General features: G+C 64.9%; 26 protein-coding genes. 2 read left to right on the top strand and 24 right to left on the bottom strand.

Translation table 11 applies throughout. The annotated features are described in order from the left end of the window. Positions 1-94: 94 nt before the first annotated feature. From AC3WJB_RS10795 to AC3WJB_RS10700, 20 genes are all read right to left on the bottom strand, one after another. A complete protein-coding gene (locus AC3WJB_RS10795) occupies positions 95-490 on the bottom strand; it encodes a hypothetical protein (protein ID WP_492681421.1) in 396 nt (131 codons plus the stop codon). Positions 491-776: 286 nt separating this feature from the next. Continuing rightward, positions 777-3032 (bottom strand): heavy metal translocating P-type ATPase, encoded by a 2256-nt coding sequence (locus AC3WJB_RS10790; protein WP_492683176.1) that lies wholly within the window; start codon positions 3030-3032, stop codon positions 777-779. A gap of 138 nt (positions 3033-3170) precedes the next feature. After that, a complete protein-coding gene (locus AC3WJB_RS10785; RefSeq protein WP_492683174.1) occupies positions 3171-3587 on the bottom strand; it encodes a DUF411 domain-containing protein in 417 nt (138 codons plus the stop codon). A gap of 137 nt (positions 3588-3724) precedes the next feature. After that, complete coding sequence (locus AC3WJB_RS10780) at positions 3725-4834, bottom strand: c-type cytochrome (protein WP_492681419.1); 1110 nt, start codon at positions 4832-4834, stop codon at positions 3725-3727. 11 nt (positions 4835-4845) lie between these two features. After that, positions 4846-6123: a copper resistance protein B gene (locus tag AC3WJB_RS10775; protein ID WP_492683172.1), complete on the bottom strand. Its 1278-nt coding sequence runs from the start codon at positions 6121-6123 to the stop codon at positions 4846-4848. A 2-nt stretch (positions 6124-6125) separates the two neighbouring features. Next, positions 6126-7907 (bottom strand): copper resistance system multicopper oxidase, encoded by a 1782-nt coding sequence (locus AC3WJB_RS10770; RefSeq protein ID WP_492681417.1) that lies wholly within the window; start codon positions 7905-7907, stop codon positions 6126-6128. Positions 7908-8086: 179 nt separating this feature from the next. Beyond that, positions 8087-8452, bottom strand: a complete 366-nt coding sequence (locus AC3WJB_RS10765; RefSeq protein WP_492681415.1) for a hypothetical protein — start codon at positions 8450-8452, stop codon at positions 8087-8089. 106 nt (positions 8453-8558) lie between these two features. Further along, on the bottom strand, positions 8559-8888 hold the full coding sequence (locus tag AC3WJB_RS10760) for a hypothetical protein (RefSeq protein ID WP_492681413.1): 330 nt from the start codon (positions 8886-8888) through the stop codon (positions 8559-8561). 157 nt (positions 8889-9045) lie between these two features. Next, on the bottom strand, positions 9046-9297 hold the full coding sequence (locus AC3WJB_RS10755) for a tyrosine-type recombinase/integrase (RefSeq protein ID WP_492683170.1): 252 nt from the start codon (positions 9295-9297) through the stop codon (positions 9046-9048). 479 nt (positions 9298-9776) lie between these two features. Then, positions 9777-11738, bottom strand: a complete 1962-nt coding sequence (locus AC3WJB_RS10750; RefSeq protein WP_492681411.1) for a DUF3363 domain-containing protein — start codon at positions 11736-11738, stop codon at positions 9777-9779. Then, the gene (locus AC3WJB_RS10745; RefSeq protein WP_492681409.1) at positions 11735-12178 is read right to left on the bottom strand and encodes a hypothetical protein; all 444 of its coding nucleotides are present in this window, start codon (positions 12176-12178) and stop codon (positions 11735-11737) included. Before AC3WJB_RS10745 ends, AC3WJB_RS10750 begins: the two co-directional genes overlap by 4 nt. Next, positions 12175-12762: a S26 family signal peptidase gene (locus tag AC3WJB_RS10740; RefSeq protein WP_492681407.1), complete on the bottom strand. Its 588-nt coding sequence runs from the start codon at positions 12760-12762 to the stop codon at positions 12175-12177. Before AC3WJB_RS10740 ends, AC3WJB_RS10745 begins: the two co-directional genes overlap by 4 nt. Then, positions 12759-13280 (bottom strand): DUF2840 domain-containing protein, encoded by a 522-nt coding sequence (locus AC3WJB_RS10735; protein WP_492681405.1) that lies wholly within the window; start codon positions 13278-13280, stop codon positions 12759-12761. The genes AC3WJB_RS10740 and AC3WJB_RS10735 overlap by 4 nt, the downstream gene beginning before the upstream one ends. Next, positions 13277-13528, bottom strand: a complete 252-nt coding sequence (locus AC3WJB_RS10730; RefSeq protein ID WP_492681403.1) for a chromosome partitioning protein ParB — start codon at positions 13526-13528, stop codon at positions 13277-13279. Before AC3WJB_RS10730 ends, AC3WJB_RS10735 begins: the two co-directional genes overlap by 4 nt. Further along, the gene (gene parA, locus AC3WJB_RS10725; RefSeq protein WP_492681401.1) at positions 13525-14163 is read right to left on the bottom strand and encodes a ParA family partition ATPase; all 639 of its coding nucleotides are present in this window, start codon (positions 14161-14163) and stop codon (positions 13525-13527) included. The genes AC3WJB_RS10730 and parA overlap by 4 nt, the downstream gene beginning before the upstream one ends. A 289-nt stretch (positions 14164-14452) precedes the next feature. Continuing rightward, entirely contained in the window at positions 14453-15280 is an 828-nt protein-coding gene (locus AC3WJB_RS10720; protein ID WP_492681399.1) for a replication initiator protein A, read from the bottom strand. Positions 15281-15306: 26 nt separating this feature from the next. Next, positions 15307-15603: a helix-turn-helix domain-containing protein gene (locus AC3WJB_RS10715; protein WP_492681397.1), complete on the bottom strand. Its 297-nt coding sequence runs from the start codon at positions 15601-15603 to the stop codon at positions 15307-15309. 83 nt (positions 15604-15686) lie between these two features. Further along, entirely contained in the window at positions 15687-16448 is a 762-nt protein-coding gene (locus AC3WJB_RS10710) for a DUF2285 domain-containing protein (protein WP_492681395.1), read from the bottom strand. 354 nt (positions 16449-16802) lie between these two features. After that, a complete protein-coding gene (locus AC3WJB_RS10705; protein ID WP_492681393.1) occupies positions 16803-17150 on the bottom strand; it encodes a DUF2958 domain-containing protein in 348 nt (115 codons plus the stop codon). Positions 17151-17155: 5 nt separating this feature from the next. Beyond that, positions 17156-17386 carry a hypothetical protein gene (locus AC3WJB_RS10700; RefSeq protein ID WP_492681391.1) on the bottom strand — a complete coding sequence of 77 codons (231 nt, stop codon included), beginning with the start codon at positions 17384-17386 and terminating at the stop codon, positions 17156-17158. 142 nt (positions 17387-17528) lie between these two features. Here AC3WJB_RS10700 and AC3WJB_RS10695 point away from each other — a divergent pair, with 142 nt between their 5' ends. Further along, on the top strand, positions 17529-17819 hold the full coding sequence (locus AC3WJB_RS10695; RefSeq protein WP_395117799.1) for a helix-turn-helix domain-containing protein: 291 nt from the start codon (positions 17529-17531) through the stop codon (positions 17817-17819). A gap of 45 nt (positions 17820-17864) precedes the next feature. Here the strand turns inward: AC3WJB_RS10695 and AC3WJB_RS10690 are convergent, their stop codons facing one another. From AC3WJB_RS10690 to radC, 4 genes are all read right to left on the bottom strand, one after another. Beyond that, complete coding sequence (locus AC3WJB_RS10690; RefSeq protein ID WP_492681389.1) at positions 17865-18176, bottom strand: DUF736 domain-containing protein; 312 nt, start codon at positions 18174-18176, stop codon at positions 17865-17867. Between the two features lie 758 nt (positions 18177-18934). Next, positions 18935-20929: a ParB/RepB/Spo0J family partition protein gene (locus AC3WJB_RS10685; RefSeq protein WP_492681387.1), complete on the bottom strand. Its 1995-nt coding sequence runs from the start codon at positions 20927-20929 to the stop codon at positions 18935-18937. Positions 20930-21064: 135 nt separating this feature from the next. Then, positions 21065-21889 carry a DUF932 domain-containing protein gene (locus AC3WJB_RS10680; protein ID WP_492683168.1) on the bottom strand — a complete coding sequence of 275 codons (825 nt, stop codon included), beginning with the start codon at positions 21887-21889 and terminating at the stop codon, positions 21065-21067. Between the two features lie 538 nt (positions 21890-22427). Then, positions 22428-22934 (bottom strand): RadC family protein, encoded by a 507-nt coding sequence (gene radC, locus AC3WJB_RS10675; RefSeq protein ID WP_492681385.1) that lies wholly within the window; start codon positions 22932-22934, stop codon positions 22428-22430. 377 nt (positions 22935-23311) lie between these two features. Here radC and AC3WJB_RS10670 point away from each other — a divergent pair, with 377 nt between their 5' ends. Beyond that, complete coding sequence (locus tag AC3WJB_RS10670) at positions 23312-23977, top strand: hypothetical protein (RefSeq protein ID WP_492681383.1); 666 nt, start codon at positions 23312-23314, stop codon at positions 23975-23977. Positions 23978-24001 lie beyond the last annotated feature (24 nt).

Here is a 24001-nt window from a genome sequence, read left to right as displayed (position 1 = left end):
AGGGGATAACATGGATGAACACTCCGTCGATCTGAGATTCGCGCCGTGCCATGTGGGCACGACGCCACGTCGGTGGATACCGCGGCGTGTCAGATCAGATCAGGAGTGAGCAGAACAACAAGATGGGTGGAGGTGGCGGCGCACGCAGATGCCCGGCCCGTTGGAGCGCGCGATTCGATGGCAGCGCAACAACGGATAGTGTCATCAGCATCGATGGCAGTGCCGGCAACACGCTCAATGGCACCGCCGCCGTATGCGCTTCAGCCTGCGTCGCGTGCTCGGGCGTGCAATGCTTCTGGCACAACGGGCTGGTGGGGGCATCCGGATTCTGCGCACAGCCGCCGTCCATGCCCGGCATCGAAGCCATCAGCACAGCCGCCGGTGTCGCTTCGGAGACCGTCGGACAAACGTAGGCAGCCAGTGCCGTCTGCTGCCAAAGCATCAGCAGCGTCACCAGCCAGATAAGGCGGCGACGTGTGGTGCGATGCATGCGGAAAGGACGAACCATAGCTAACACTATATCTCGAAAGTACCAAGGATTTCATTGACATTAATCAACTACAGATTGTCGGCCCCGTCTCCTTCACTGGTCTCGCCGGCCAACCCCGAAGCCCTCCTGGAGAACACCGCGAAGGTGAGCCAAACCAAGCATAGATGGCCACATCCGAAATCGCGGGTCGGCGCCCGCCGGTTGCTAGTGAACGGTCGGAAGCTGACGCCGGAAGGCATCGAGTTGGGTTGAGTTGGCTTCGCTCCACTCGCCGGCATTGGTCGTCTCAACCATGCCGCTTCCTGCCCAGCCGCAGTGCATTGGCAACCACCGATACGGAGCTCAGGCTCATTGCCAGGGCGGCGATCATCGGGCTGAGCAACAGGCCCGTCAGGGGGTACAGCACGCCGGCCGCGACCGGTACGCCCAGTGCGTTGTAGAGGAATGCAAAGCCCAAGTTCTGCTTCATGTTCGCGACGGTGTCGTTGGAAATCGACCGTGCCCGCACGATGCCACGCAGGTCGCCTTTCACCAGCGTCACCTGCGCGCTCGACATCGCCACGTCGGTACCGGTGCCCATGGCGATGCCGACATCGGCGCCGGCAAGCGCGGGGGCGTCGTTGATCCCGTCGCCAGCCATCGCCACCCGATGCCCCTTGGCTTGCAGCTGGCGCACGAGGTCGATCTTGTCCTTCGGGCGGACCTCGCCATGGACTTCATCGATGCCCAAGGTGCGTGCGACCGCATGGGCCGTGGTGACGCCGTCGCCGGTGGCCATCACGATTTTCAGGCCTGCATCGTGCAGCGAAGCGATGGCGTCGACAGTGCTGGCCTTGATCGGGTCGGCCACCGCGAGCAGGCCGGCCAGGATGCCATCGACCGCCAGATACATCACGCTGGCGCCGGCCCGGCGCAGCTCCTCGGCCGGGATGGAAAGGACGGAGGCATCGATCCCGACCTCGTGCATCAGCGCGGTATTGCCGATCGCCAGGACGGAGCCACCCACCTTGCCGCGGACCCCGATGCCGGTGGACGACTCGAAACTCTCCGGCGTTTCCAGCGTCAGGTCACGACGACGGGCTTCCGCAACGATCGCGTCGGCCAGTGGGTGCTCGCTGCCCTGATCGAGGCTGGCCGCCAGGCGCAGTACCTCCTGCTCGGTGAACCCTTCGGCCGCGAGCGCGGTGTGGAACGCCGGACGTCCCTCGGTCAAGGTTCCCGTCTTGTCCACGATCAGGGTGTCGATCTTGCGCAGGTTCTCGATTGCCTCGGCATCGCGGAACAACACGCCTTCCCCGGCGGCACGGCCGGTCGCGACCATGATCGACATCGGCGTGGCTAGTCCCAGCGCGCAGGGGCAGGCGATGATCAGTACCGAGATCGCGTTGAGCACCGCGAACGTCCACGACGGTTCCGGGCCGAGCAACCCCCACACCAAGAAGGTCGCGACGGCAATCGCCAGAACCGCCAGCACGAACCAGTAAGCCACCTTATCGGCCATGCGCTGCATCGGTGCGCGCGAACGTTGCGCCTGCGCGACCAGTTGCACGATCTGCGACAGCACCGTCGCCGAACCGACTTTCTCCGCCCGAATCACCAGGCTGCCGGTGCCGTTGAGGGTCGCGCCGATCACGCTGGAGCCGATGATCTTTTCGACCGGAACCGGCTCCCCGGTCAACATCGACTCGTCGACATGGGAGCGGCCTTCGATCACTTCGCCATCCACCGGCACCTTTTCACCCGGGCGTACCCGCAGGCGGTCGCCGACATGGACGTGGCTGAGCTCGACATCCTCCTCGCCGCCATCGTCGCGCAGGCGGCGTGCGGTCTTGGGGGCAAGCCCCAGCAGTGCTTTCAGGGCAGTCGAGGTCTTCGAGCGGGCACGCAGTTCGAGCAGCTGGCCGAGCAGGGTCAGCGAGACGATCACCGCAGCGGCTTCGAAGTAAACCCCCACGCGGCCGTGTTCGTGGAACGACTCCGGGAACAGGTCCGGTGCAAGGGTGGCGACGATGCTGTAGCCGAACGCCGCGCCGACGCCAATGCCGATCAGGGTCCACATGTTGGGACTGAGGTGGCGGACCGATTGCACGCATCGAACGAAGAACGGCGCGCCTGCCCACAACACCACCGGGAGGGTCAGTACCAGCTCGATCCAGGTCCGGGTGTCCACCGGCAACCGGGGGAAGTAGTGGCCGAACATCGCCAATACGAGCACCACCAGCGTCGCCGGCAAGGTCCACCAGAAGCGACGGCTGAAATCACGCAGTTCGGGGTTATCTTCATCCTCCAGCCCTGGCATTTCCGGCTCCAGCGCCATGCCGCAGATCGGGCAGATGCCGGGGCCTTCCTGGCGCACCTGCGGATGCATCGGGCAGACATACATCGTTCCCACCGGTGGCTGCGCGGGGGCGTCATCGGGTTGCTGGGTCAGATATTTGGCCGGATCCGCCACGAAGCGTTCCAGGCAGCGCGCCGAGCAGAAATGGTGCGTTACCCCTCCATGCTCGGCGTGATGGGTGGTCTGACCTGGGTCGACCTGCATGCCACAAACCGGATCGACCGCGGTTGCCCCCGCGCCGGAGTGGGTGTGATGTCCGTGGTTGTCGGCGCCCGTGTGGTGATGGTGGGTGTTCATGCATCCTCCCATGACGATGGCAATGGCTTGACGTCGATCGACGTATCAATACGCATGGTGAGCGAAGACGGAAGTGGTGCCGTCGGGGGCGACAAGCTCGACGACATAGGGCTGGACGCGGCCGTCAGGCAGCTCCATGCCCGGTGATCCGGCCGGCATGTCCGGAACGACGAGCCCCCTGGCTTCGGGCTTCTCGGCCAGGAGCCGCTTGATGTCCGGCGCCGGCACATGACCTTCGACGAAATAGCCGCCCACTTCGGCGGTATGGCACGAGCCCTTGCCGGCCGGAATGCCGACGCGGGCCTTCACCGCATCGAGGTCGTCGACATCGCGCACATCGACCCTGAAGCCGGCGGCCCGCATATGATCGACCCATGCGCTGCAACAACCACACGTGGCGCTTTTGTGTACCAGCATGACCGGGAGCGTTGCGTCCGGTGGGATTGCTGTCGCGTCACCCATTGTCGCAGGGGTTCGCTGGCTGGACTGCGCATCGACGGGGCGGGTGCAGGCACCAAGCGCGCTGAAGGAAACAACGGAGATGGCTGCGAACAAAACGTTTCTTGCATTCATGGCTGAGATGCCCCTTCGCTTCACGGTCACTCTCCCGGTAGCGGTGCGGATTGCCACTGGATGGACACGATCTTCCAAGCCTTGCCGTCTTTCCCAAGGGTAAGCAACTCGCGGCTGCGCAGTGTGGTCGATTTACCCTTGACCGTGGCCTGGATATCGCTCTCGCTGCCGACCATGGCGGTATCGCCCATCGGCATCGAACCCAACGTGACCAACGCAATCTTGGCGTCCTTCAGAAACGCGATGTCCTCGCCAAGGTGGCCGTCCGCGTAATCGTCGCGCGACTGCACGCGGCCACCCTCGCTGATGGTGGCATCGGGCGCCAACAGGGCAAGCACCGCCGTTCGATCGCCATGCTGCAAGGCCGTATGGAGCGCTTTCGCCACGGCCTCGGCTTCTGGTACCGCCTTCGGCTTCATCCCATCCAGCGACAACGGGACTTCGGTCGCAGGGGCGGTAGCTGCTGCGTGATCGTGGCTGTCTTCTGCCGCCGCATCATGGCTGTGACCGGCATCACCGGACATCTCCATGCCCTTCATGTCAGCAGCACCGTGGGCGTCATCATCGGCCGCCCCGCCATGGCTGTGACCGCCCTCCTCATCCATGTCCATGTCGTGATCTGCCGGAGCCCTGGCCACCATGTCCTTGTATTGCGCCGGCGTCATGTCGGGCAGCTTCTGCAGAAACGCGACCATGCTCCACACCGTTGGGTCGTCATGGCTGCCACCCCATGCCGGCATCGCGCTCATCTTGATGCCGTGCTTGATGACCCAGAACGCCTCCTTCGGCTCGACCCGTACCCGCGACAGGTTCGGTGGCTGCGGGTACAGACCGGGGCGGATTTCCGAGTCTTTCATACCGGGCTTGAGATGGCATTGGGTGCACATGGCCGCGTACTGGCCGGCCCCCTTGAGTATCAACTGCGGGTCGGTGAGGTCAGGCACGACGATGTCCTTGGAGTGCGCATGAATGGAGTTTTCACGCAGGGCCTGCATTACCGCGAACACAGGCTTGGTGTGATGGTCGTCGGCGCCGATGTTGTAGATGCCGGAGTACACGAACGCACCAGCGCCGATGGCCAGCATGCCCAGAACAACGGCAACCGTGATGCTGTAATGCTTGATGTGTTGCTTCATGACGTTTCTCCTCAAAACCAGATGCGGACACCGGCAACGATCTGTCGGTCGAAAACGGGTTGATGATCCTGCCGCGTATAGTCGGCGCTGGTGCCGAGGCGGCGCACCCAGCTCACCCCGATGTACGGCGCGAACTGTCGACGGATTTCGTAGCGCAGGCGTAGTCCGAATTGCACGTCGGAGATGCCGCTGCCGATCCGGCGCTGCGGATCATTCTTGCCGTACAGGTTGATCTCGGCTTCCGGCTGCAGGATCAGCCGCTGGGTGAACAACAACTCGTACTCGGCCCGCAGGCGCGCCGCCGTGCGGCCGTTGGCACCCACGTATCCAGTCGCCTCCACTTCGAACCAGTACGGTGCCAAGCCCTGCACACCGAAGGCCGCCCAGCTGCGGTTCGGTCCCTCACCAAGCTCCTGACGCACGCCCAGCTGAGTACTCCAGAACGTGGCGATGTTGTGGTTCCAGAACGCTTCGAGGTCGCCATCTTCCAACTTGCCGCGGCTGCGCTCGCCCTCGGTACGTATCCACAACTTGTTCTCGTCGTTGCCGTACCAGCCTTCGGCTTCCCAGCTCTGGCCGTTGGCATTACGGCCGTGAAACGCTTCCAGTTGATCGATCAGCAGCATGCCAAACGGCGTGCTGCCGTGCATGTGCAACCCCTGTACGGGACTGCCTGCGACACCGTCGGAATAGTCGTCACTGCGTGCATCCGCTGGCGCGCTGCCACCCTGCATCGGCCCCATCGTCATGCCCGGCATGGCGCCTATGCCGGCCATGTCTCCTGGCTCTTTTTTTGGCATCGCACCGTGATCCATCCCGGCCATCCCACTGTGATCTATCCCTTGCATCGCTCCCGGGCTCATGCCGGGCATCGACGAGTGACCCATCCCCGACATGTCGCCGGTGGGTGTCGTCGATGCGGCAGACTTGGCAGGCATCGGCATGGCCGACATCGCAGCGTGGTCCATGCCTCGCATGGTGCTGTGATCCATGCCATTCATATCGTCCACGTCGTGGGAAGCGGGAGTCGACGGGGCCGGGATGGACTTCTTTCCGGCCTTCTTGGCGGGCGCTTTTGTCGCCGGTTTCGAGATGCTGCCCGCAGTGGCCGGCATGGTCATACCGGACATATTGCCGTGACCCATGCCTGGCATGGAGCTCGTGTCCATCGATGATGTGCTGCTGGACGCGGGCGCGCTCTGCGCCTTGGCCGCCAGCGGCAACGCCAGCAGCAGCGCGGCCAGCAATATCGAGCGGTGCGGAACAGTTGAGGTGTTGGGACGATGCATGTTCACGACACCACCACCTCGCGGAACATGCCCGCTTCCATGTGATACAGCAGATGGCAGTGGTAGGCCCAGTGGCCCGGATTGTCAGCGGATACGGCATAGGTGATGCGCTGCGCCGGCTGCACGTTGATGGTGTGCTTGCGCACCTGGAATTGGCCGTCCGGACTTTCCAGCTCGCTCCACATGCCATGCAGGTGGATCGGGTGGTTCATCATGGTGTCGTTGACCAGCACGATGCGCAGGCGCTCGCCACTGTTGAAGTGCACCGGCTTGGCGTCGGAGAACTTCACGCCATCGAACGACCAGATGAAGCGTTCCATGTTGCCGGTCAGATGCAGCTCGATTTCGCGGCCGGGTTCGCGCGCGTCGATCGGGCCGCCGATGGTGTGCAGGTCGGCGTAAGTCAGTACGCGCCGGCCGTTGTCGCGCAGGCCGGTGCCCGGATCGTCGAGGTTGGTGCGCGGCATGTTCACATGCATGTCGACGCCGGGGCTGTATTCAGTGCGTGCGTGGCGTACGACGGGTACCGCGCCTTCACTCATACCTGGCATACCTGGCATTCCCGCCATGTCGCCATGATCCATGCCAGGCATCGCGGCGTGTGCACTTCCGCCGGCACCGTGATCCATGTTGCCCATCGACATCGTGCCCATCATGTCCTGCATGTCGAGCCACACGCGCCGGTCCATGGCCGGCACCTCGGCGTGCATGCCGACGCGCGGCGCCAGCGTGCCGCGGGCGTAGCCGGTGCGATCGATGGATTGGGCAAATAACGTGTACGCGCGTTCGTCCTGCGGCTCGACGATAACGTCGTAGGTCTCTGCCACTGAGATGCGGAACTCGTCGACCGGCACCGGCTGCACGTCCTGGCCATCGGCCGCGATCACGGTCATCTTCAAGCCGGGAATGCGTACGTCGAAGATGGTGGACGACGAACCATTGATGAAGCGCAGCCGGATCTTTTCACCGGGCCGGAAAATGCCGGTCCAGTTGCCGGACGGCGCGGTGCCGTTCATCAGATAGGTATAGGTGTAGCCGGAAACGTCGCCGAGATCGGTCGGATTCATGCGCATCTCGTTCCACATCTTGCGCATCGCCAAGGCCTGGCTCAGCCCCTTGTCGCGCACGTCGCGAAAGAAGTCCGGCACGGTCGGCTGGGCGAAGTTGTAGTAGTCGCTCTGCTTCTTGAGCTTGGCGTAAATGCGCTCCGGATCTTCGTCGGTCCAGTCGTTGAGCATCACCACATAGTCGCGATCGGTCGGATAACGCTCCGGGCCGGTCGGTTCGATCACCATCGGCCCGTACAGCGCGTTCTGCTCCTGGAAACCCGAGTGCGAGTGATACCAGTAGGTGCCGCTTTGCCGCAGCTTGAACTGGTAGAGAAAGCTCTCGCCGGGGCCAATGCCGGCAAAACTGAGGCCGGGCACGCCGTCCATCTGAAACGGCAGGATGATGCCGTGCCAATGGATGGACGTCGGCACGCGCAGACGATTGGTCACGCGCAGGTTGACCGTGCTGCCTTCGCGCATGCGCAGCAACGGCCCCGGCACACTGCCGTTGACCGTGGTCGCCGGCCGCGGGATGCCGGTGAAATTCACCGCAGTCTCGGCAATGTCCAGAGCGAAGTCGGTACCACTCAGCACGGTGGGTTGACCCGGACTGGTCAATGCCCAGGCATTCGACGGACGCAGCAAGCCGAGGCCAGCTACAGCGCCGCCGATGGCAACGCCTTGCACAAAGCGGCGCCGCGACAGATCAGGCGGCGACGAAGAAAATGGATTCATGGGTCTCTCCCACATGCCCGCAGGCAACCTCAACAAGCCGGCTCGCAACCCCCACAGCGAAAACAATTTGCATCAGGGCAAAAAGCGTGGGTGTTCGACCATCCGCTACCGATCGCAGCCGGGGCATTGCGCGATCGGCAACGACCACGCGAGCACATCCGGCCAACAGCGAGGGGGAATCAGACGGCAGGTGGGCGCAACGGCGGCGCGGCCGCCAGCGCGGGTGCATCGAGCAAACGCGGCGTGGCGTAAATCGCAGCGAACGCCATTGGGCCAATCGCAACCGCCATGATCGGCGCCAGCGCGGCGGCACACATCGCCGCGCAAGTGCATTGATTGCCGGCCATGCCGCCACAGCAATCGGTCCGGTCAGCACAACCTGTGTCGTTTCCCGTCACCATCGGCATCGACGCTGCATCATGGCAGTGTATGTCGATGACAGCCGACGTGGCCCCCGTCGCATCGGTACCGGCCATGGCGTGCATACCCATTGGCGCGGCAGCGACGGCATTGACGACCAGCATCAGCCACGCCAGCACGCCCATCGCGCGAAGGCGACGTGAGCGGGCGAGCTGGCGCAGTGAGAGCGTCATCGGCGCAGCTTAACCGTGTGACCCGACACTCTCAACTCTGGATATGGATCCAGATGATTTACGGCTTGCTGAAGCCCATGTGCAAGGTGATCTTGTCACCAGCTTTCAGGTTGGCCATCGCGGCCGGCGGGAAATGCACCTTCAAAGCCATGCCTTCGGAAGTAACGTCGACCATGCCCGTCTTCGCATCTGCCGCCGTCACGGTCGCCGGCATCATGTGCATGCCCATCATGTTGCCGTGCATACCCTTCATGTCCGAGTGCATGGCACCCATCTTGTCCATGCCGCTTGTAGGCGTGCTGTCCTGGGCCACGACGACACCACTGAGGGCTAAAGCGAGCGCCAGAGAGCCCAACGCCGAAAGTATTGATTTGCGTGAAGTAGTCATATGGTTGTCCCAACAACGAGTTGCCAGACGCAACGGTGAAAGTGTGTGCCAATTCGTGTGTATGGGAGTTGAAATTCCTGCCGATTGGCCACTCTGATGCGGGCAACTTGACGGCCTTGAACGCATGTCTCATGCCAAAGCGACCGGCGGGGTTCAGTCATGGCACGTCTCCAGAAAGAAATGATGTCTCGATGCGAGTTTTCGTGGTGCTGGCATAGCGTGCATCTTCTTCCGCATGAATGTAGATCGACGTCGTGCCAATGGAGCTGTGACGCAGGTTTTGCTGGATGTGATGGATGGGTGTGCCATCCTCGGCCTGATATGTAGCGGCCTTATGCCGCAGCCAATGCGTCGATGCGCGGCGTACGCGTGTGGCTTTGGCATCACTCTGCCATAGGTGCCGGCGAATCCAGCGATACCAAAGCAGCGACAGCTGCGAGACGTCGCCCCCGGTCCGAGTTTCGAGGAATGGCCGCAGGTCACATCGAAGAAGGGCAATTGGTACGGGTGCTGGAAGACTGGGGTCCTCCTTGATCCCGGACTATCACTTGTATTACCCCAGCCGCCGGCAGCTGCCCCCAGCCTTCCCGTTGGTTGTCGATGCGTTGCGGATGCACCTGTAGGTATTGGTTGATGACCGGCGCAAAGTCGAACAACGGGCCCCTGACCAGCGCACTCGAAATACGGGTCTGGTTGGCCGTACGGTTGCCAAAACGCGCAACCTCAACCGTTGCTCGATCACCGGACTCCGAGGTACCGGGCTGAACTCGATGCCATCTATCGAGTACGGCATCGCGTCAACTGGCAAGCATGACGCTGCACCAACAGATGCCGGTCACATGCCGCCCATTGGCCACTGGCTGATGTGCCAAGTCGCCAATGATGAGGCTATCCAACCGAAGGGCCTCGCATTCGACCAATCTCCCAACTCACGTTCGAGCCGCGCACCGTTACTGCAATCTGCTGCCCTATCCGCTGTTCGATGACCGGCTTCCACGGAACCAAGCTGAATCCCACGCCGTCGTCCAGCATGGCGCAGCGCCCGCTGGCCAGCAGCACGCTGCGCCGGTAGACACCGGCCACGCGCTGTCCGTCGGTCACCGGCCGATGCTCCAGGCCGGTTTCGGCCGCAATGTCACGCGCGGCCTTCGCCAACTCACGGCTGCGCAGCGTCGCCAGTAGGTTGCGCGCCAGAATCACTCGCTGCCCGCGCCGTTCAGCTAGCCCCTGCTCCACCAGGAAGTCGGCGCGTTGGCGCAGCGTGTCCTTCACCTCTCCACCAAAGCCCATGTCACCCAACCCCCTGCCGCCACCAATCAACTGCTGGTCCAGCCAGGTGGCACCGATCACGCGGGTCTGTCGTTCAATGGGCAGATGTGACTTCAGTTCGACTGCGATGCCACCGCCCAGGCGCCGGCTGTCGTATTGGCGGCCCCGTTCGGGTAGATCGCCGGGCACGCGCCACAGCCCCTCGGCGATGCGCTCCACGATGCCGGCGCGGCGCAAGGCTTCGAGCCGGCGCACGTGCGCGGCAACCACTTCGTGCGGATCGCGGTGGGGCGCAATCGGGCCTTGGGCGACGGCCAGATGCTGGTCGGTGCGGTAGAGACCATCGACGGCCAGTGCAGCGATAGTCTTATCCGCGGCACGTGCACCGGCGCTCCCCTTGACCTCGACGATGCTGCCGGCCGGGTATCGCTGCAGTTCCGACCGCGGCGGCAGCGGCACGTAGTGCGCTTTGCCGTCCGTGCCATCCACGATCAGATAACCCTTGTCGTACAGCTCGTCGGCCAACCCTTTGGCGGCGACCCGTCCAACGATGACGCGGCCGTCCTCCCTCGGCTCGAATACGGCCAGCTCGCGCTGCCTGCCGCTCATCGCCCGCTGCATGGTGCGGATGATGTCGCCGCGCTCACCCATCGCCCGCAGGGTTGGCTCGGCCTCGACGTGAATCACCCATGCGCCGGTTTGCGGTTGGCTCGCCAGCCCCATGCGCTGCAAGTGTTGCAGGCGGCCGATCAACATCTCGCGCTGACGGTGCAACCGGGGCTCGTTGAGGCGTTCGACACGCACCTGGCCATCGACGGCTTCGCGCTGCAAGGTGCGGTCCAGGCCGGTCCAGCGTTCCTGCTCGACTTCCCGCGCGAGCGCACGCTGGATCTCCTGTCCGGTACGCGGCCCCAGCCATTCGGTGGCGAGTTCGGCAGCGCGCTCGCGCAGGCCGCGAGTCAGGTACGCCTGCGAGATGATGAGGTCGCGGGCGGTGTCGTCCCTGCCGCGCAGGACGATGTGGGTGTGCGGGTTGTCGGTGTTCCAGTGATCGACCGCCACCCAGTCCAACCGCGTGCCCAAGTCGGCTTCCATGCGGGTCATCAGGTGGCGCGTGTAGGTACGCAGGTCGCCCAGCTCGGCGCCGTCCTCGGGCGACACGATGAACCGGAACTGGTGCCGGTCGTCGTGTCCGCGTTCCTCGAATGCGGTCAGGTCGGCTTCGTCCGTCGCCGTGCTGTATGCACTGCCCGGCTCACCGTCGCGGCCCACGCCCTCGCGCTCGATGTAGCGCAGGTGCGTGACAGTCGAGCGCGCGCCGGCCTGCTTCAAATACACGAGCCGGACCTTGACGGTGGCACGCCGCGAGTTTGCGGACAGCGACTGCCCGGTGAACCGGGCCGCCACATGGCCGCGCCCCAGTCGCGAGCCGGGTGTCTTGCCGCGCCGGTCGCCGCTGGCGTTGGCAGCCCTACTCGTCTGGCGCAACACCTGGGCGACAAATGTATCGCCGCGTTGCTTCGGCGCGCCGGGACGGAGGCGGAAACGGTCGTCGCCGTCCGAGCGGCTGCGTCGGCTCATTGGCAAGCTCCATCCAAGACCATCGCGCCAGCGGGTATCAGGCACGCGAAATCTCCTGAGCCGGCCTGACCTTGCTCCAACTCGCGGCACGGTGCCGCGTACCGGCGCGTGCCGCGCCACCCCCATGTGCAGACACGCTTTGTGCGCACGGTGGTGCCGCACCCTTCAATCTTGCCCTGCATCTTTCCCCGGCCTGACGGCACGGGGACGCGATGCCCCGGCGACGCTGCGCGATGCGCAGCCTGCACGCCGGCGAGCGCCTGCCATGCCATCGGCATGGCGCGTTCGGGGCAAGCCGTCTGCACGGGGGAAAACACGTCGGCATGTCGCAGCGGATACCGGGCGGAGCGCGGCGCGGATGCGCTCGCGCTGCATGCACGGCGACGCTGCGGCGACACAGCATAACGCCGGTCCACATGCACGACGTCGAGCGGCGTCATGGCCGCTTCTCCAGCCAGACCGGATGCGCCACACCGAGCACGGTATCGGCGCGCACCGGTCCGAAATACCGGCTGTCGAACGACGCCGGATTGGTCGTACTGAGAAGGAACAGTTCGTCAGGGCGAAGACGCCGGCAGGCCGACCACGCGTGCAGCGATCGGCCCCTCCCATCAATGCGCAACACAGCGGCCACCGGCACGCCGTCGATGCGCACAATGCCCTCGGCGATGCATACCTGCTGCGGCGCGACGGCAGCAATCGGCTTGAGCAGCGGGATGCGCAATGGCAGGTAGCCGCGCCGCGCCGCCAGTGCGGCGGCGGTGGCCGGCAACGGAACCAGCACAATGCTGCCGACGTGCATCGCAGGTGACAGCGAGCCGGCATGGCGTGCGAGCGGATCGACACGATACCAGCCGACCGCCACGCTGTCGGACGGGTTGTACACCAGACGCGGCAGCGGCGACACGAAGGACGCCCAAGCCAGCGAAGCGAAGCCGGCGGCGGCCAGTGTCACCACGACGAGGCGAGCGCGCTGGCGCAAGCGGGGACGCGGCACCGCGTCGGTGGCGGGAATGACCGTCATAACAACGCCCTCCCCGCCAGCCAGGCGGCGTGCCGCTCGGCGGTGTAAATCGGTAACGGCCCACGCGCGACGAGCCGGTTGTTCAGCATGCGCCAGTAAGCAGGCGATACGTCGACCGGCGCGATGCCCAATGCCTCGATGGCGTCGATGAGCGGCAGCACGAGGCGAACCATGCGTTCACCTTCGGCGTGCAGCAGCAGACACGCGCCCGGCCACACACCGGGGATGCGCTGCGCGGCATCCATCGACGTACATGTCTGCATCACCATGAGCTGCCAGCGCACCGTGCCGTACTTGTTGGCCTCCCAGCGGATGCGGCAGAAGATCGACGCTGGCCAGAACGCCGCCACGCGCCGCCAACGGTCACGTTGCACGTGATACGCCGGTTCACCGAAGCGCAGATAGAGGTTGAGACGATGCGCGATGTAAGCGAGCGAGACCCTAGTCAATAGCTCGTGATCGACGAGCGCTGCGAATGGCGGCGGCGCGACCGCTGCCACTTGAGAAGATGCATTCATGGCGTGTGCTCCGGGAACTCGCGCTCCAGCAGTGCGCGCAGCAGCTCGGCCACCGTCACGCCCTGCGTGAACGCCGAGACCTTGATGCGCGCGCGCAGCGCAGGTGTGATATCGAGCGTCAGACGTGCCGTGTAAAGGTCGCCTTTCTGAAGGTCGGCGCCGTCGCCTTGGCGAATCCACGCCTCGGCGTGCGGATTCGTCGGCGGACGTGCGCCGATGGCGGTGCGCTTGCTACGTGCATGGCTCATGACAACCACCGCAGCAGCTCGTCGGTCAGCGCCGTGATCTCGCGTGCAGCGACGCTGTCGGGCGCCAGTTCGCGCGCGAGCTGACCGGCCGCCACGCTATCAGCGAAGACTATGCGCTGACGGATTTCCGATTGCAGCGATGGCAGCGGTTGTTCGGCAAGCGCACTGCGCGCCTCACGGCCGATGACGGTGGTGCTGACGCGCCGGTTGATGACGAAGGCGGCGGCGAGCTGTGGCCGGAACACTTGTGCCTCGTGGACCAGCGCCACCATCTCGGCACTCGCCCACAGGTCGTAGGGACTCGGTTGCACTGGTACCAAAACGCGGTTCGCTGCCAGCAGCGCCGAGCGCGCCAGCGCGGCGATGCGTGGCGGCCCGTCGATGACGACGTGATCGCTGCGGCGCGCCAGCTCCGGCGCCTCCTGGTGCAGCGTCTCGCGTGCGAGGCCCACGGCACTGAATAGCCGTGGCAGACCCTGCTGGCTGCGTCGCTGGGTCCAATCCAGCGCCGAGCCTTGCGGGTCGGCATCGAGCAGGATGACCTGCTGGCCGCGCAACGCCAGCTCACCAGCGATGTGCGTGGCGAGCGTGGTCTTGCCGACGCCACCTTTCTGGTTGAGCAGAGCGACGATCATGCGACGGTTCTCCATGACGGAAAACGACTCGTTGATCGACCTAGAAAATACGGCGGTTTGGGCTGTTGGTGTCGCCGTTGCTTTTGCGCTTCGGCAGTTGTCCACTGCAACGGCGCGGCGCTACTACCCGTTAGTGTTTTTAGGTTAGAAAAGTTAGAGACCGCGCAAACCCGCGTGATGACTGGGTTTGTGGCCGATTTTGTTGCCTGATAGCACGAGGATGGGTTGCCCGATAGCACGATAGTTCGGTTGCCTGATAGCACGAGGCTGTTCACCGCTTGTCCCCGAGTTATCCCCGTGCCGTGTACGGCACGGGCCGGAAGGTCAGCAGCTCCGCTTTGCGGTCGGGCATCCACTCGATGCCGAGCACGTAGCCGGGCAAGGATTGTTTCGCCACCAGCGCACGCAGGTCGGCGGCGAAATCGTAGAAGCGCGCCATGCTGCCGGACTTGCGATACAGGTACGCGAAGTCGAACTGCCAGCCGCCGGCCTGGCGTCCACCGTGTTTGCGCACGAGGCGATACAGCCAGCGTTCGATGCCGCCGGTAAGCCGGAAGTACGCCGGATCGATGGTCAACACCAGGGCGGCGTCGAGCACACCGGCGTAGAACCAGTCCGGCAGGATCAGTTCGAGACCGAGCGGCACGCCCTTGGCGTTCGCGCGCTCCTTCCATTCGTTGATCCACGAGAAGCGATGCAGGCGCCTCCCGGTCGCCTCGCGGATCGACGTGGCCACGGTCGTCGATTGCAGGCGATCCAGCGCGGCCTTGAGGCGCTGGTAATCGCGCAGCGATGTACCGCGCCCGATGAAGCGCAGGATCTCGTAGGGCGTGGCCTGCATCAGCCGCGAGGTCGGGATGCCGGCGTCGCGGGCTTCGACGATCTGGCTCGCGGCCCAGATCAAGATGTCGGCGTCCCAGATCGTGGCGATGCCGTGTTCCTGCGTGCCCTCCACGCGCACGGTCACGCCACCGGAGTGGAAGTCGATCGGCGCGGTGCGCCGCGACTTCGCCAGCGAGAAGAACGGAAACGCCATCAGGTCCTGACTGTCGCGCGGTGCCATGTCGCCCGGCAACGCGCGGAACAGCGTGAGCTGTTCGCGTGCCGATCGGGACATGGCGAGGGGCGCCCACGCACCGCCAGTCAGCGCGCACGGCTGTCGGCCGAGTGCCGCTCGGCGTACTCGGGATCGGACGTGGCCTCGAAGCTTCGCGCATCGGCCCAGGCATCGAGGTCGGTGACGGCGTACATGACGCGCCGGCCGAACTTGCGGAAACGTGGCCCCCCACCGATCACGCGCTGTTTTTCCAGCGTGCGCGGCGACAGTCTCAGGTAGTGGGCGGCTTCGTCGTTGGTCAGATAGCGCGCCGATTGGGCGGTCGCGGCGGGTTGTGGGGCAGCGGTGTGGGCGGCATAGGGCCGCACAAGAGCGGGTCGCATGGGGTGAGCCTCCATCGGTTGAGAGCACCGGCCGCCGTGGCGCGACCAGATGGAGGCAGTCTCGGGAAAGATCGGCAGCTTGCTCAGGGACGTTTTGCAGGGACGTGCAAACGTCCCTGTGCAGCGGGGGCGTGCTGGAGTAGGCGACGATAGCCGCCGCGCATCAGCACGGTGCCGCGCTGTGCCAGCCGACGCACGCGAGCGCGCAACGCGCTGTCGGCGTGCCAGTCGGCCGCGACAGCCGCCAGTCCGTACAGCACCTCGGCCATCTCACGCAGCGTGGCACCCGCCAGCACGCCATCCAACGCCTGCAAGGTGTGCGCCTCCAACAGTGTGGTGCGGCCAGGCCGGGCCACACACCAGGCCCACGGCGCATGCTCGTCCGCAGGAAATGATATTTCGGGATCATTGGAGTGAACGGCACGCACATAGGGCATGCCATGCGCCAGGGCAGGCGCGAGTGCAAAGTGCTGCCATCGACCCGGCACCCAGACGGTCAGTGCCAAGTGCTGACCATCATGGAACAGGTGCTTGTGGCCGACCATGCGCCAGAGATCAAATGGTGTCGCATCGGGCGTCGACGCGAGGTCGGGGTGGAGCTGCACAACACCGGCCGGCTCGGGACACCATGCTGGATGCGCGTCGCGCGCATCCAGGGCGGGATTCTCCAGCCCATGCAAGCCCCAGCGCCGTGCTACGGCATCGCCGCGGCGATGGTGGTGCCACCAGTCGCGACGATAGTCGGGATGGCGCCGCAGGTATTCCCAAGCGAGTGCCGGACCGTCCAGGTGCAGCACGTACAGGTAGGCGACGCTGGGATGCCAGGCTTCATGCGAATCGGTCATGGTGCGGGCTCCTGTCGATCGGCAGGACATCGCCACGGGCATCCGTAAACCAGTGCGCTATCGCCAAAGCATCATGTCGATAGGCGAGACTCTGAGAAAATCAAGACCATTTGGCTCCGGCGTGTTACGTGGCTCGTCCGGGTGCGACGGCGGCGCGTGCTGCTTTTCGGGCGCCGCACCGGACACGGTGCACAAGATCGAGCGTGCGATAGCGACTCTTTCGGTCTGGTCTACACCTCGATGGCGCAGCAATCGCGATTGATGCGGATCAGGTCTCAAGCTAGACGGAAATCGAGACAGTACGCTGGGCCTGGCTGACCTTCGGTGGCCCGCCACCGCAGGCAGTGCGTCCGATCAGTCAAGGATCGACCCGTTGAGTCGGGCCAGCCGCATATATTCCGACAGCGTGCGCATGGGCTGGAAATACTGATCGCGCAAGACCAGCCGATTCAACGGGCCAACGATGGCCGCGAGGTCCGACAGCCGGATCGTGCCTAGCTCGGGCATGCCGATACCCAAGTCGCACAGACCCCAAGCCGTATCGCCATCGGCGGGATCGAGCGCAACCAGCAGCCAGGTCGCGTGTGCGTCCGGAGTAAACAGCTTGACCACCGGCAGCGGATCGAAGTCCTGCGCGGTGGTGCGGGTCTGGCCGTTAGCCAGCAGCTGCGTACGTTCGTCGTCGGTGATGAAGGGATTCATCGTCACTATTCCAGCAAGGATCGCTCCACCGGAATACCGGTTTTCTTTGTGCCAACGCCGGTGCAAAACCGCACCCAACTACCAAGGCGTACATGCGCTTTTGAACGGATGCGGGTATCCACCGATCCGGTTCCGAGCATTCGTGCAGAAGCACGAATGCGCATGTCCGCACATCCGTCGAAGCACCCAAGTACCGATGCGGATTTGTGGAACTCAGCAAAGCCACCGATGCGCATTCGCGAAAATCCTCGAACCCACAAAAGCGTCGATCCGGCTGGCCACGCCGAGACCAAAGCGGCTGACATGGTAAGTCTAAAAGTCATTACTGAGTTATCTTTAACGTGGTTTTAATTGGCGTGTCAATCGACGCTTCTGCTCATGCAGAAGCGTTCCATCCAGCGCGGCCGCCCGGCCGGTGCCACGACATTCGAGGCGGAGCCGGCCAAGGCGTTCGGGGCGGTCGTGCGCGCGCGGCGCACGGAGCGCGGCATAGCTCAGGAAGATCTGGCTAATCAGGCAGGCATCGAGCGCTCGCATCTGGGCAAGATCGAGCGTGGTGAGCACATGCCGACACTGGTGCTCATCCTCAAGATTGCCCGTGCGCTCGGATGCAGCTCGGCTGACTTGATGACGGAGACGGAAGGCCGCCTGGCGGCTTCCGACTCCTAGAACAAAAGCGCCCCGCCGCAATGGGCGGGGCGCTGTGGGCGGCCGTCAGGCCGCCGGCTTGCTGCGCGACCAGATCAGGTTGTGCGTGCTGTCGTCTTCCTCGATCAGCCGGGCGTAGATCGTCGCCGGGAACGAAGGGTCGTCGAGGGTCACGGACAGGTACGGTCGCTCGGCCTGGCTGATTTTCTTCCACGCCGCGCCGATGTCGTAGCCGCCGGCCGCCTGGATGCGGAAGTCGGGGGCGTTCTCGCTGCCCTTGTCGTTGGGGACGAACTTGACCTTGACGTTAAGCGTCAGGGTGCGAACCGTGCCGGTGAAGCCGTCTTTCTCTGCGGTGAAGGTGCCGATGTTAGCCATGATGTTTCTCCTTTCGGGTTGAACAAGGTCGCCCCATGCGTCCTTGTTGTGATCCGACCGACGGGGGACGGGCTGGCCGCACCGCGCAGCGGCCGCAACGTACGTGGAGGACTGGGAGGCGCAAAGAATTTGCCGGGCGAGGAATGCGCGCAGCGCAGGAGAAATTGTTTGCGCCGAACGGTTGCGGCCATGAAGCCCGAGGCGCAGCCGTGCTCCCGCCAGGATGCACAACAGCTAAAGGACGCATGGGACGACCTCCCCCGAAAGGAGCCGTGGCCGACTCGGCATCGCCGCGGGACGGCTTCACCGGCTCGTTCCCTAACGCAGACAAGGTCAACACCCCAACGACGAGCGAGAACGCCCCAGCCACAGCTTGCGGCAACATGGTTGAGGCGTGGTGTGGAAGCTCCATGGCAAGGCCGAGCGGCGTGTCGGTGATCCGTCCTTCGTGACGTGCGGACAACGAACCGTCAGCGTCGAGGACGGCACGCTTTCGCACAACCTGCCGCAGCAAGTCGGAGCGTAGCCCCACCTGCCCCGCCCAACGCGGCGGGGTACGCCATCAAACCTTGCCGCCTCAGCGGGCAACCGATTGCCGTACCACGCACAAGGCATGTGCGTGCCGCCTCGTCGCCGCCTGGTCGAAGGCGGCGACGAGGCGATTTTTGCCTTGGATGTTGAAACCGGGCGCGGCAGACCTGCCGCGCCCGGTTTTGAGAAGAAACCCCGGCGCACTGCGCCGGGGCCATGCGGCTATCTCATGCGGCCAGCGCGTGGGTTGCCTCCTCCTCGGTGGCCTCTTCCAGCGCATCCGCTTCGTTCGCCGTTCCCTGCGCGCCTTCCTGCGGCTTCGTGTCGTGTCCGGTCTCGAACACGGCCGGCATCCAGCCAGTGCCCTCGGCCAGCCGTTCGGCTTCGCTGGCAATGTCGGCCTTCTTGAGCTTCGCCAGCCGGTTGACGTGTTCCGGCGCGAACTGTGCCACCACTTCCAAGAGCACGGCCTTGGAGACATGGCGGAAATAGCCGTCTGCGGTCGGCTTCCACCATGCGGCCATGTCCAGCCCGACGGCCTGCGCCAGTTCTGTGCCGGGTTGGTGTTGTGTGGCACGCGACGTCACCACGTCCACCGCAGCCGCCACGCACGCCGCCAGCAGTCGAACCAGCTCGTCCTGTGGTTTCGCCAGCAGCACGGCGAACAATTCGGCGCTGTCTTCCGGTAGCTGCTCGCCGTATGCCTGCTGCAACTCACGCAGCGCCACGGCGGCAGGCGATTCCGGCCAGTCCGGGGCCAAGCCTTCCAGTCTGTCCTGCACGGTCAGGCGCACGCCGAGCGGCAAGCAGTCGCCGTCCGTACCATTCTGCAGGACGGTCTGCGCCATGCCATGCACCAGCGCCGCCAATGCCGCCTGCGGGTGCCGTGCCACTTCGATTTGCAGTGCCGCCGTGCGGTGGGCGCTCAACCGCTGCGCCAGCCGGTCGGAGACGTTCACAGACTGGGGTACTTTGTCGTCGGCGTCGCCTTCGTCCTCGTTCGTGGCTCCACCCTCCGCGAAACCCTGCCGCAACCGATGCAGCGTGCGCAGTGCCTTCGCCTCGGCCTCGCGCAGCAACCCGCGATGAATGACGACCTCGCCCTCGCGGTCGAGGGTAACGATGGCGCCGGCCACGGCGCGCACGTCTGGGGCGTAATCCTGCAAGGCTTCTTCGATGGCTTGCAATTCGCTTCCCACCTGTTCGCGCCGCTGTTCCAGCGTTTCCACCTTGTCCCCGTCCTCGGCGTCGTAGGCTTCTTCCAGTTCGGCGTCGATCTTGTCGAGGCGGGTTTGCAACGAAGCGATGCGGCGGCCCTCGCGCGCGGTCGGTTCGCGGCGCTGGCGCGGCGCGTTCTGGAACGCCTGCCGGTCGGCGTGGCTCATGTGCGGGACGGCCTCCACCCACGCCCAGCCCTCGGCGCGTACTGCCTCAGCCAGTACGTCCAGATTGCCGCGCACCAGCGTTTCCAGCAGTGCGGCGTCGGTGAGGTAAGTTCCGGCATCGCCTTCCGCGAACAGGTCGCGGCGGATGCCGCCGCCTGCCATCGTATAGGCGTCCAGCCCGACGAAGCGCGCCAGCGGATGCATGGCGTCGATTTCGCGCTCGGTCAGGCGCTCGCGCAGCGCGGATGCGCCGCGCTGCCATTCCGGCGCACCGTAGAACGCAGCTTCCTGCGTGGCGTGATCGTCGGTGATGGTCAGGGCCATCAACTGTTCCAGCGTGACGGCTCCGGCGCGGTAGTCGGCCAGCAGGCGCGGCGAGACATTGGCGAGCTTGAGACGTCGCTGCACCACCAGCGGGGACACACCGAAGTCGGCGGCAATGTCCTCGATGGGGCGACCTTCCTTGACCAACGCGGCGAACGCCTCGAACTGGTCGGCGGGGTGCATCTGCTCGCGCAGCAGGTTTTCCGCGAGGCTGACGGTACGAGCCGACGCATCGGACACCAGCAGACATGGCACGTCTTGGTCGGCGGCGATGCGCTTCTTCTTCGCCAGCAGCTTCAACGCGGAGAGACGGCGATCCCCGGCGACCACTTCGTATTGCTCGCCATCGGCGGCGAGGATGACGACGAGATTTTGCAGCAGGCCGACGCAGGCAATGCTCGCGGCCAGTTCGGGGATGGACAGGCGCGGGGTCGTGCGCGCGTTGCGTCTGGAGCGGCGCGGCAGCAACTGCGAGAGCGGAACCAAGATCAGGTTCTTGGTCGGGTCGGCCACTTCCAGCGGCGTGGCGGTTTCGATGGCGATGGCTTCGGTTTAAGTGACGGCGTTCATGGTGGTGACTCCTGACGGTTGGGACGCAGCAGCGAGAGAAGCGGCAAGGGCTGCTGCCTGCCCCTGCTGCGTGGGGATTCAGGCTTTCAACTGGCGCATGCCTTCGGCGAGTAGCCACAGCGCGCGGTTGAGGCGCACGTTCTGGTCGATGCCCTGCACAGGTCGCGTGCGCTGGCGATGGCCGTTGGCGGCGCGGCCGAGCAAGCCGCCCTGCAAGAGGTTTTCCTGCGTGCGGTTGAACACGCCCCACAAGTCGGGCCGGTTGTCGTCGAAACGGCGCGGGGCCAGCACTTGGCTTTCGGTGATCGGTGCGGGCTTGGCGGGGTCGTCGTACTTGAGGGCCAGTGCGGCGCGAGCGAACACTTCGGCCTCGCCGTTATCCAGCGTGATGGCCTGCGTGGCATCGCGGGATTGCTGCGCGCGGTCGAAGCCGTGCAGCACCTCGTAAGCCCCTTCGATGACCTGTCCGGCCACGTCGCCCTGATGCCGCACGCGCAAGTCCGCCACGGTGTCGCCGCACACGAGGCCGTTCTTGCAGACGAAGCGGAACATGCCTGCCAGTAGCTGATAGCTGCTGGTGCCGTCGTGCGAGTTCAGCAGGATGATTTCGTTGGCTTCGCGGCCGTTGATTTGGCTGGCGTGGCGCAGCCGTAACATGTGCTTGGTGAAGTCGCGACGGTCGTCGGTTCGCACGCGGGTCTGCGTGACCATGAAGGGCTGGAACCCTTCCTTGCGCAGTTCGGTCAGCACGGCGGCGGTGGGGATGTAGGCGTACCGCTGCGAGCGGCTTTGGTGCGGGGCGTCCGCGTAGATGGACGGGGCCACGGCGCGGATTTGGTCATCCGACAAGGGATATTCCGAGCGCAGCACCGGGGAATGGGATGCGAAACGGGAAGCAAGCATGGTCGTTCTCCTGACAAGGGGTTGGTTGTTGAACCCCCACCGGATTCCTAGATTCGGAGCCCGCTTTGGACTTCCGGTGGGGGCGGCGCGGAGACCTGGGCCGGCCTCGTCGCCACCGTCTTTCCTGAGTTCATCGTCCGCGACGGTCAGGAGCGCGCGGCCGGGGGCCGTCAAGGAAACAAGCGCCGGGGTGGTGCGGCCCGCAGGCGTAGCCGAGGACTCGGCCCGGCGCGCCTTGACGGCACATGGCCGCGGGCTACAGTCGCGGACAAGGGGATGAAGTCAGGAAAGGCGGATCACACGGCAACGGCCGGAGTGGCACAGATCCCACGCAAGCGAAGCGCGTAGGCCCGGATCAGAGAGCCGGGCCGAAGGCGTCAGCAATGGATGCCGCATGGGCGAGACGCCAATGGCGGCTCGATGCGCAGCATGACAGCGCGGCCCGGCGTCGCCCGGGCGACGCCTTGTCCGCGTCGAAGAAAGAAAAACCGCCGACCGACAATGGACGCCGCAAAAAGGGGGCCGAAGCCCCCTTAGGTCACAGCAGCCCGAGTTCGGCGAACGACACTGTGTCGTTGCCGGCGACGATGATGTGATCCAGCGTGCGCACCTCGATCAGTGCCAGCGCCTCCCTGAGCTGGCGAGTGATCGCCTTGTCCGCCTGGCTGGGATTCGAGTTTCCGCTCGGGTGCGGGTGCGCGAAGATCACCGCCGCCGCATTGAACCGCAGCGCTTCCTTGACCACTTCGCGCGGATGCACCGACGCGCCGTCGAGCGTGCCGCGGAACATCTCCACGTACTCGATCAGCCGATGGCGATTGTCGAGGAACAGCACTGCGAATACCTCGTGGTCCAGGCCTCCGAGCTTGGCGCTCAAATACGCCTTCACGTCGATCGGCGAACCGAAGTTGGCACCGCGCTGCATCTTGTGGTCGACGACCTGGCGCGCGGCCGTCAGGATCTGGTCCGCCGTCGCCGGTAGATAGCGACCGCGTGTGTCGCGCACCAGCAGTGAGGACTCGGAAGGGGAAGAAAAGTGCGACATGATCGTGCTCCGGTTGCTCGGGCGGCATTGCCCGGAACCGGTGCCCTCACGGCGCAGCGCAAGCAGTCAGGGGTCGAAGACGGCTACGACCGCAAGCGTGCAGGCACGCGCAGCCCTTGACGGCGAGAACGCCGTGATACCGTGAAGGGAAACAGCAAGACCGCCCCCCACTACGCCACAACACCGGTAAGCGGAGCGCGCAGGCCCGCCAAGGGCCGGGGGCGTCAGGGATCAAAGCCGGACGGCCGCGACTCGGCACGAGGCGCGGGGCGCAGCCCGCGAGCCCGACGGCGGGACGGCGGGACGGCGGGACGGCGGGACGGCGGGACGGCGGGACGCTATCGCACTGATGGTTTTTGCAGCTGGATACAACGGTTATGGATACAGCGACCCTCCCTGACATCGCCTCCTTCACCAGCGACCGCAACGAAGCGCCTTTCGTCATGTCGTGGCCTCAACCGGGGAATCCGGCCGCCCTGCTCGTCTTCCACCACTTCCAGGAATGGCAGACGTTCATCGCAGACCGTGGACTGCACCCCGCCATACCGCGCATCGTCGGTGACAAGTTCCGCCGTGCCCAGCGACTCTACGTGTTGGCGTGGCTGGATGCGGATCTGGTGAAAGCCGGCGAACTGGTCGCACTGACCGCGCTCGAACTCGCGTTGACAGACCGGTATGGCGGGTTCTTCTGCCAACGACCGGCGCAGGCAGGTAACCAACAAAAGCGCAGGCGGACACCCAAGTTGCACGATCTGCTCAAATACCTGGTGGATAGCGACGGCCTCACGGATGCCCAGTTCCCTTTCACGCAACGCTACGGCGGTTCCATCATCCCCGTGCTACGCCACAGCCGGGCGACACAGGGCGAATCAAACAGCGGGAATGCCTCGCGACCAACTCTCGCCGAGGTTCGTAACTCGCTTGCGCACGGTGATCCATTCGACGGCCTGCCGTGGAGCGGCTTGCTCGAACTGGTACGCGACCTGATCGAGTACGCCTACCGATCCTATCTGCAAGAAGGTCGAACAGGATGCGGCGGTTGAAGGCCGACCGTATTTCAGCCAAAC

This window comes from Rhodanobacter sp. FW510-R10, assembly GCF_058781105.1.
This window is presented reverse-complemented; position numbering and strand designations above follow the sequence as displayed.

Bases quoted from the DNA above. Each gene is read 5' to 3' on its own strand.
- parA (WP_492681401.1), bottom strand. From the start codon at position 14,163: ATGATCGTCGCTCTGCTCAACCAGAAAGGTGGCGTCGGCAAGACCACG.
- AC3WJB_RS10690 (WP_492681389.1), bottom strand. From the start codon at position 18,176: ATGGCTAACATCGGCACCTTCACCGCAGAGAAAGACGGCTTCACCGGC.
- AC3WJB_RS10720 (WP_492681399.1), bottom strand. From the start codon at position 15,280: ATGTCCCGATCGGCACGCGAACAGCTCACGCTGTTCCGCGCGTTGCCG.
- AC3WJB_RS10715 (WP_492681397.1), bottom strand. From the start codon at position 15,603: ATGCGACCCGCTCTTGTGCGGCCCTATGCCGCCCACACCGCTGCCCCA.
- AC3WJB_RS10770 (WP_492681417.1), bottom strand. From the start codon at position 7,907: ATGAATCCATTTTCTTCGTCGCCGCCTGATCTGTCGCGGCGCCGCTTT.
- AC3WJB_RS10705 (WP_492681393.1), bottom strand. From the start codon at position 17,150: ATGAATCCCTTCATCACCGACGACGAACGTACGCAGCTGCTGGCTAAC.
- AC3WJB_RS10775 (WP_492683172.1), bottom strand. From the start codon at position 6,123: ATGCATCGTCCCAACACCTCAACTGTTCCGCACCGCTCGATATTGCTG.
- AC3WJB_RS10740 (WP_492681407.1), bottom strand. From the start codon at position 12,762: ATGACGGTCATTCCCGCCACCGACGCGGTGCCGCGTCCCCGCTTGCGC.
- AC3WJB_RS10695 (WP_395117799.1), top strand. From the start codon at position 17,529: ATGCAGAAGCGTTCCATCCAGCGCGGCCGCCCGGCCGGTGCCACGACA.
- AC3WJB_RS10670 (WP_492681383.1), top strand. From the start codon at position 23,312: ATGGATACAGCGACCCTCCCTGACATCGCCTCCTTCACCAGCGACCGC.
- AC3WJB_RS10730 (WP_492681403.1), bottom strand. From the start codon at position 13,528: ATGAGCCATGCACGTAGCAAGCGCACCGCCATCGGCGCACGTCCGCCG.
- AC3WJB_RS10735 (WP_492681405.1), bottom strand. From the start codon at position 13,280: ATGAATGCATCTTCTCAAGTGGCAGCGGTCGCGCCGCCGCCATTCGCA.
- AC3WJB_RS10780 (WP_492681419.1), bottom strand. From the start codon at position 4,834: ATGAAGCAACACATCAAGCATTACAGCATCACGGTTGCCGTTGTTCTG.
- AC3WJB_RS10680 (WP_492683168.1), bottom strand. From the start codon at position 21,889: ATGCTTGCTTCCCGTTTCGCATCCCATTCCCCGGTGCTGCGCTCGGAA.
- AC3WJB_RS10700 (WP_492681391.1), bottom strand. From the start codon at position 17,386: ATGCGCATCGGTGGCTTTGCTGAGTTCCACAAATCCGCATCGGTACTT.
- AC3WJB_RS10795 (WP_492681421.1), bottom strand. From the start codon at position 490: ATGCATCGCACCACACGTCGCCGCCTTATCTGGCTGGTGACGCTGCTG.
- radC (WP_492681385.1), bottom strand. From the start codon at position 22,934: ATGTCGCACTTTTCTTCCCCTTCCGAGTCCTCACTGCTGGTGCGCGAC.
- AC3WJB_RS10790 (WP_492683176.1), bottom strand. From the start codon at position 3,032: ATGCAGGTCGACCCAGGTCAGACCACCCATCACGCCGAGCATGGAGGG.
- AC3WJB_RS10710 (WP_492681395.1), bottom strand. From the start codon at position 16,448: ATGACCGATTCGCATGAAGCCTGGCATCCCAGCGTCGCCTACCTGTAC.
- AC3WJB_RS10745 (WP_492681409.1), bottom strand. From the start codon at position 12,178: ATGACGCCGCTCGACGTCGTGCATGTGGACCGGCGTTATGCTGTGTCG.
- AC3WJB_RS10750 (WP_492681411.1), bottom strand. From the start codon at position 11,738: ATGAGCCGACGCAGCCGCTCGGACGGCGACGACCGTTTCCGCCTCCGT.
- AC3WJB_RS10765 (WP_492681415.1), bottom strand. From the start codon at position 8,452: ATGGGCGTGCTGGCGTGGCTGATGCTGGTCGTCAATGCCGTCGCTGCC.
- AC3WJB_RS10785 (WP_492683174.1), bottom strand. From the start codon at position 3,587: ATGGGTGACGCGACAGCAATCCCACCGGACGCAACGCTCCCGGTCATG.
- AC3WJB_RS10760 (WP_492681413.1), bottom strand. From the start codon at position 8,888: ATGACTACTTCACGCAAATCAATACTTTCGGCGTTGGGCTCTCTGGCG.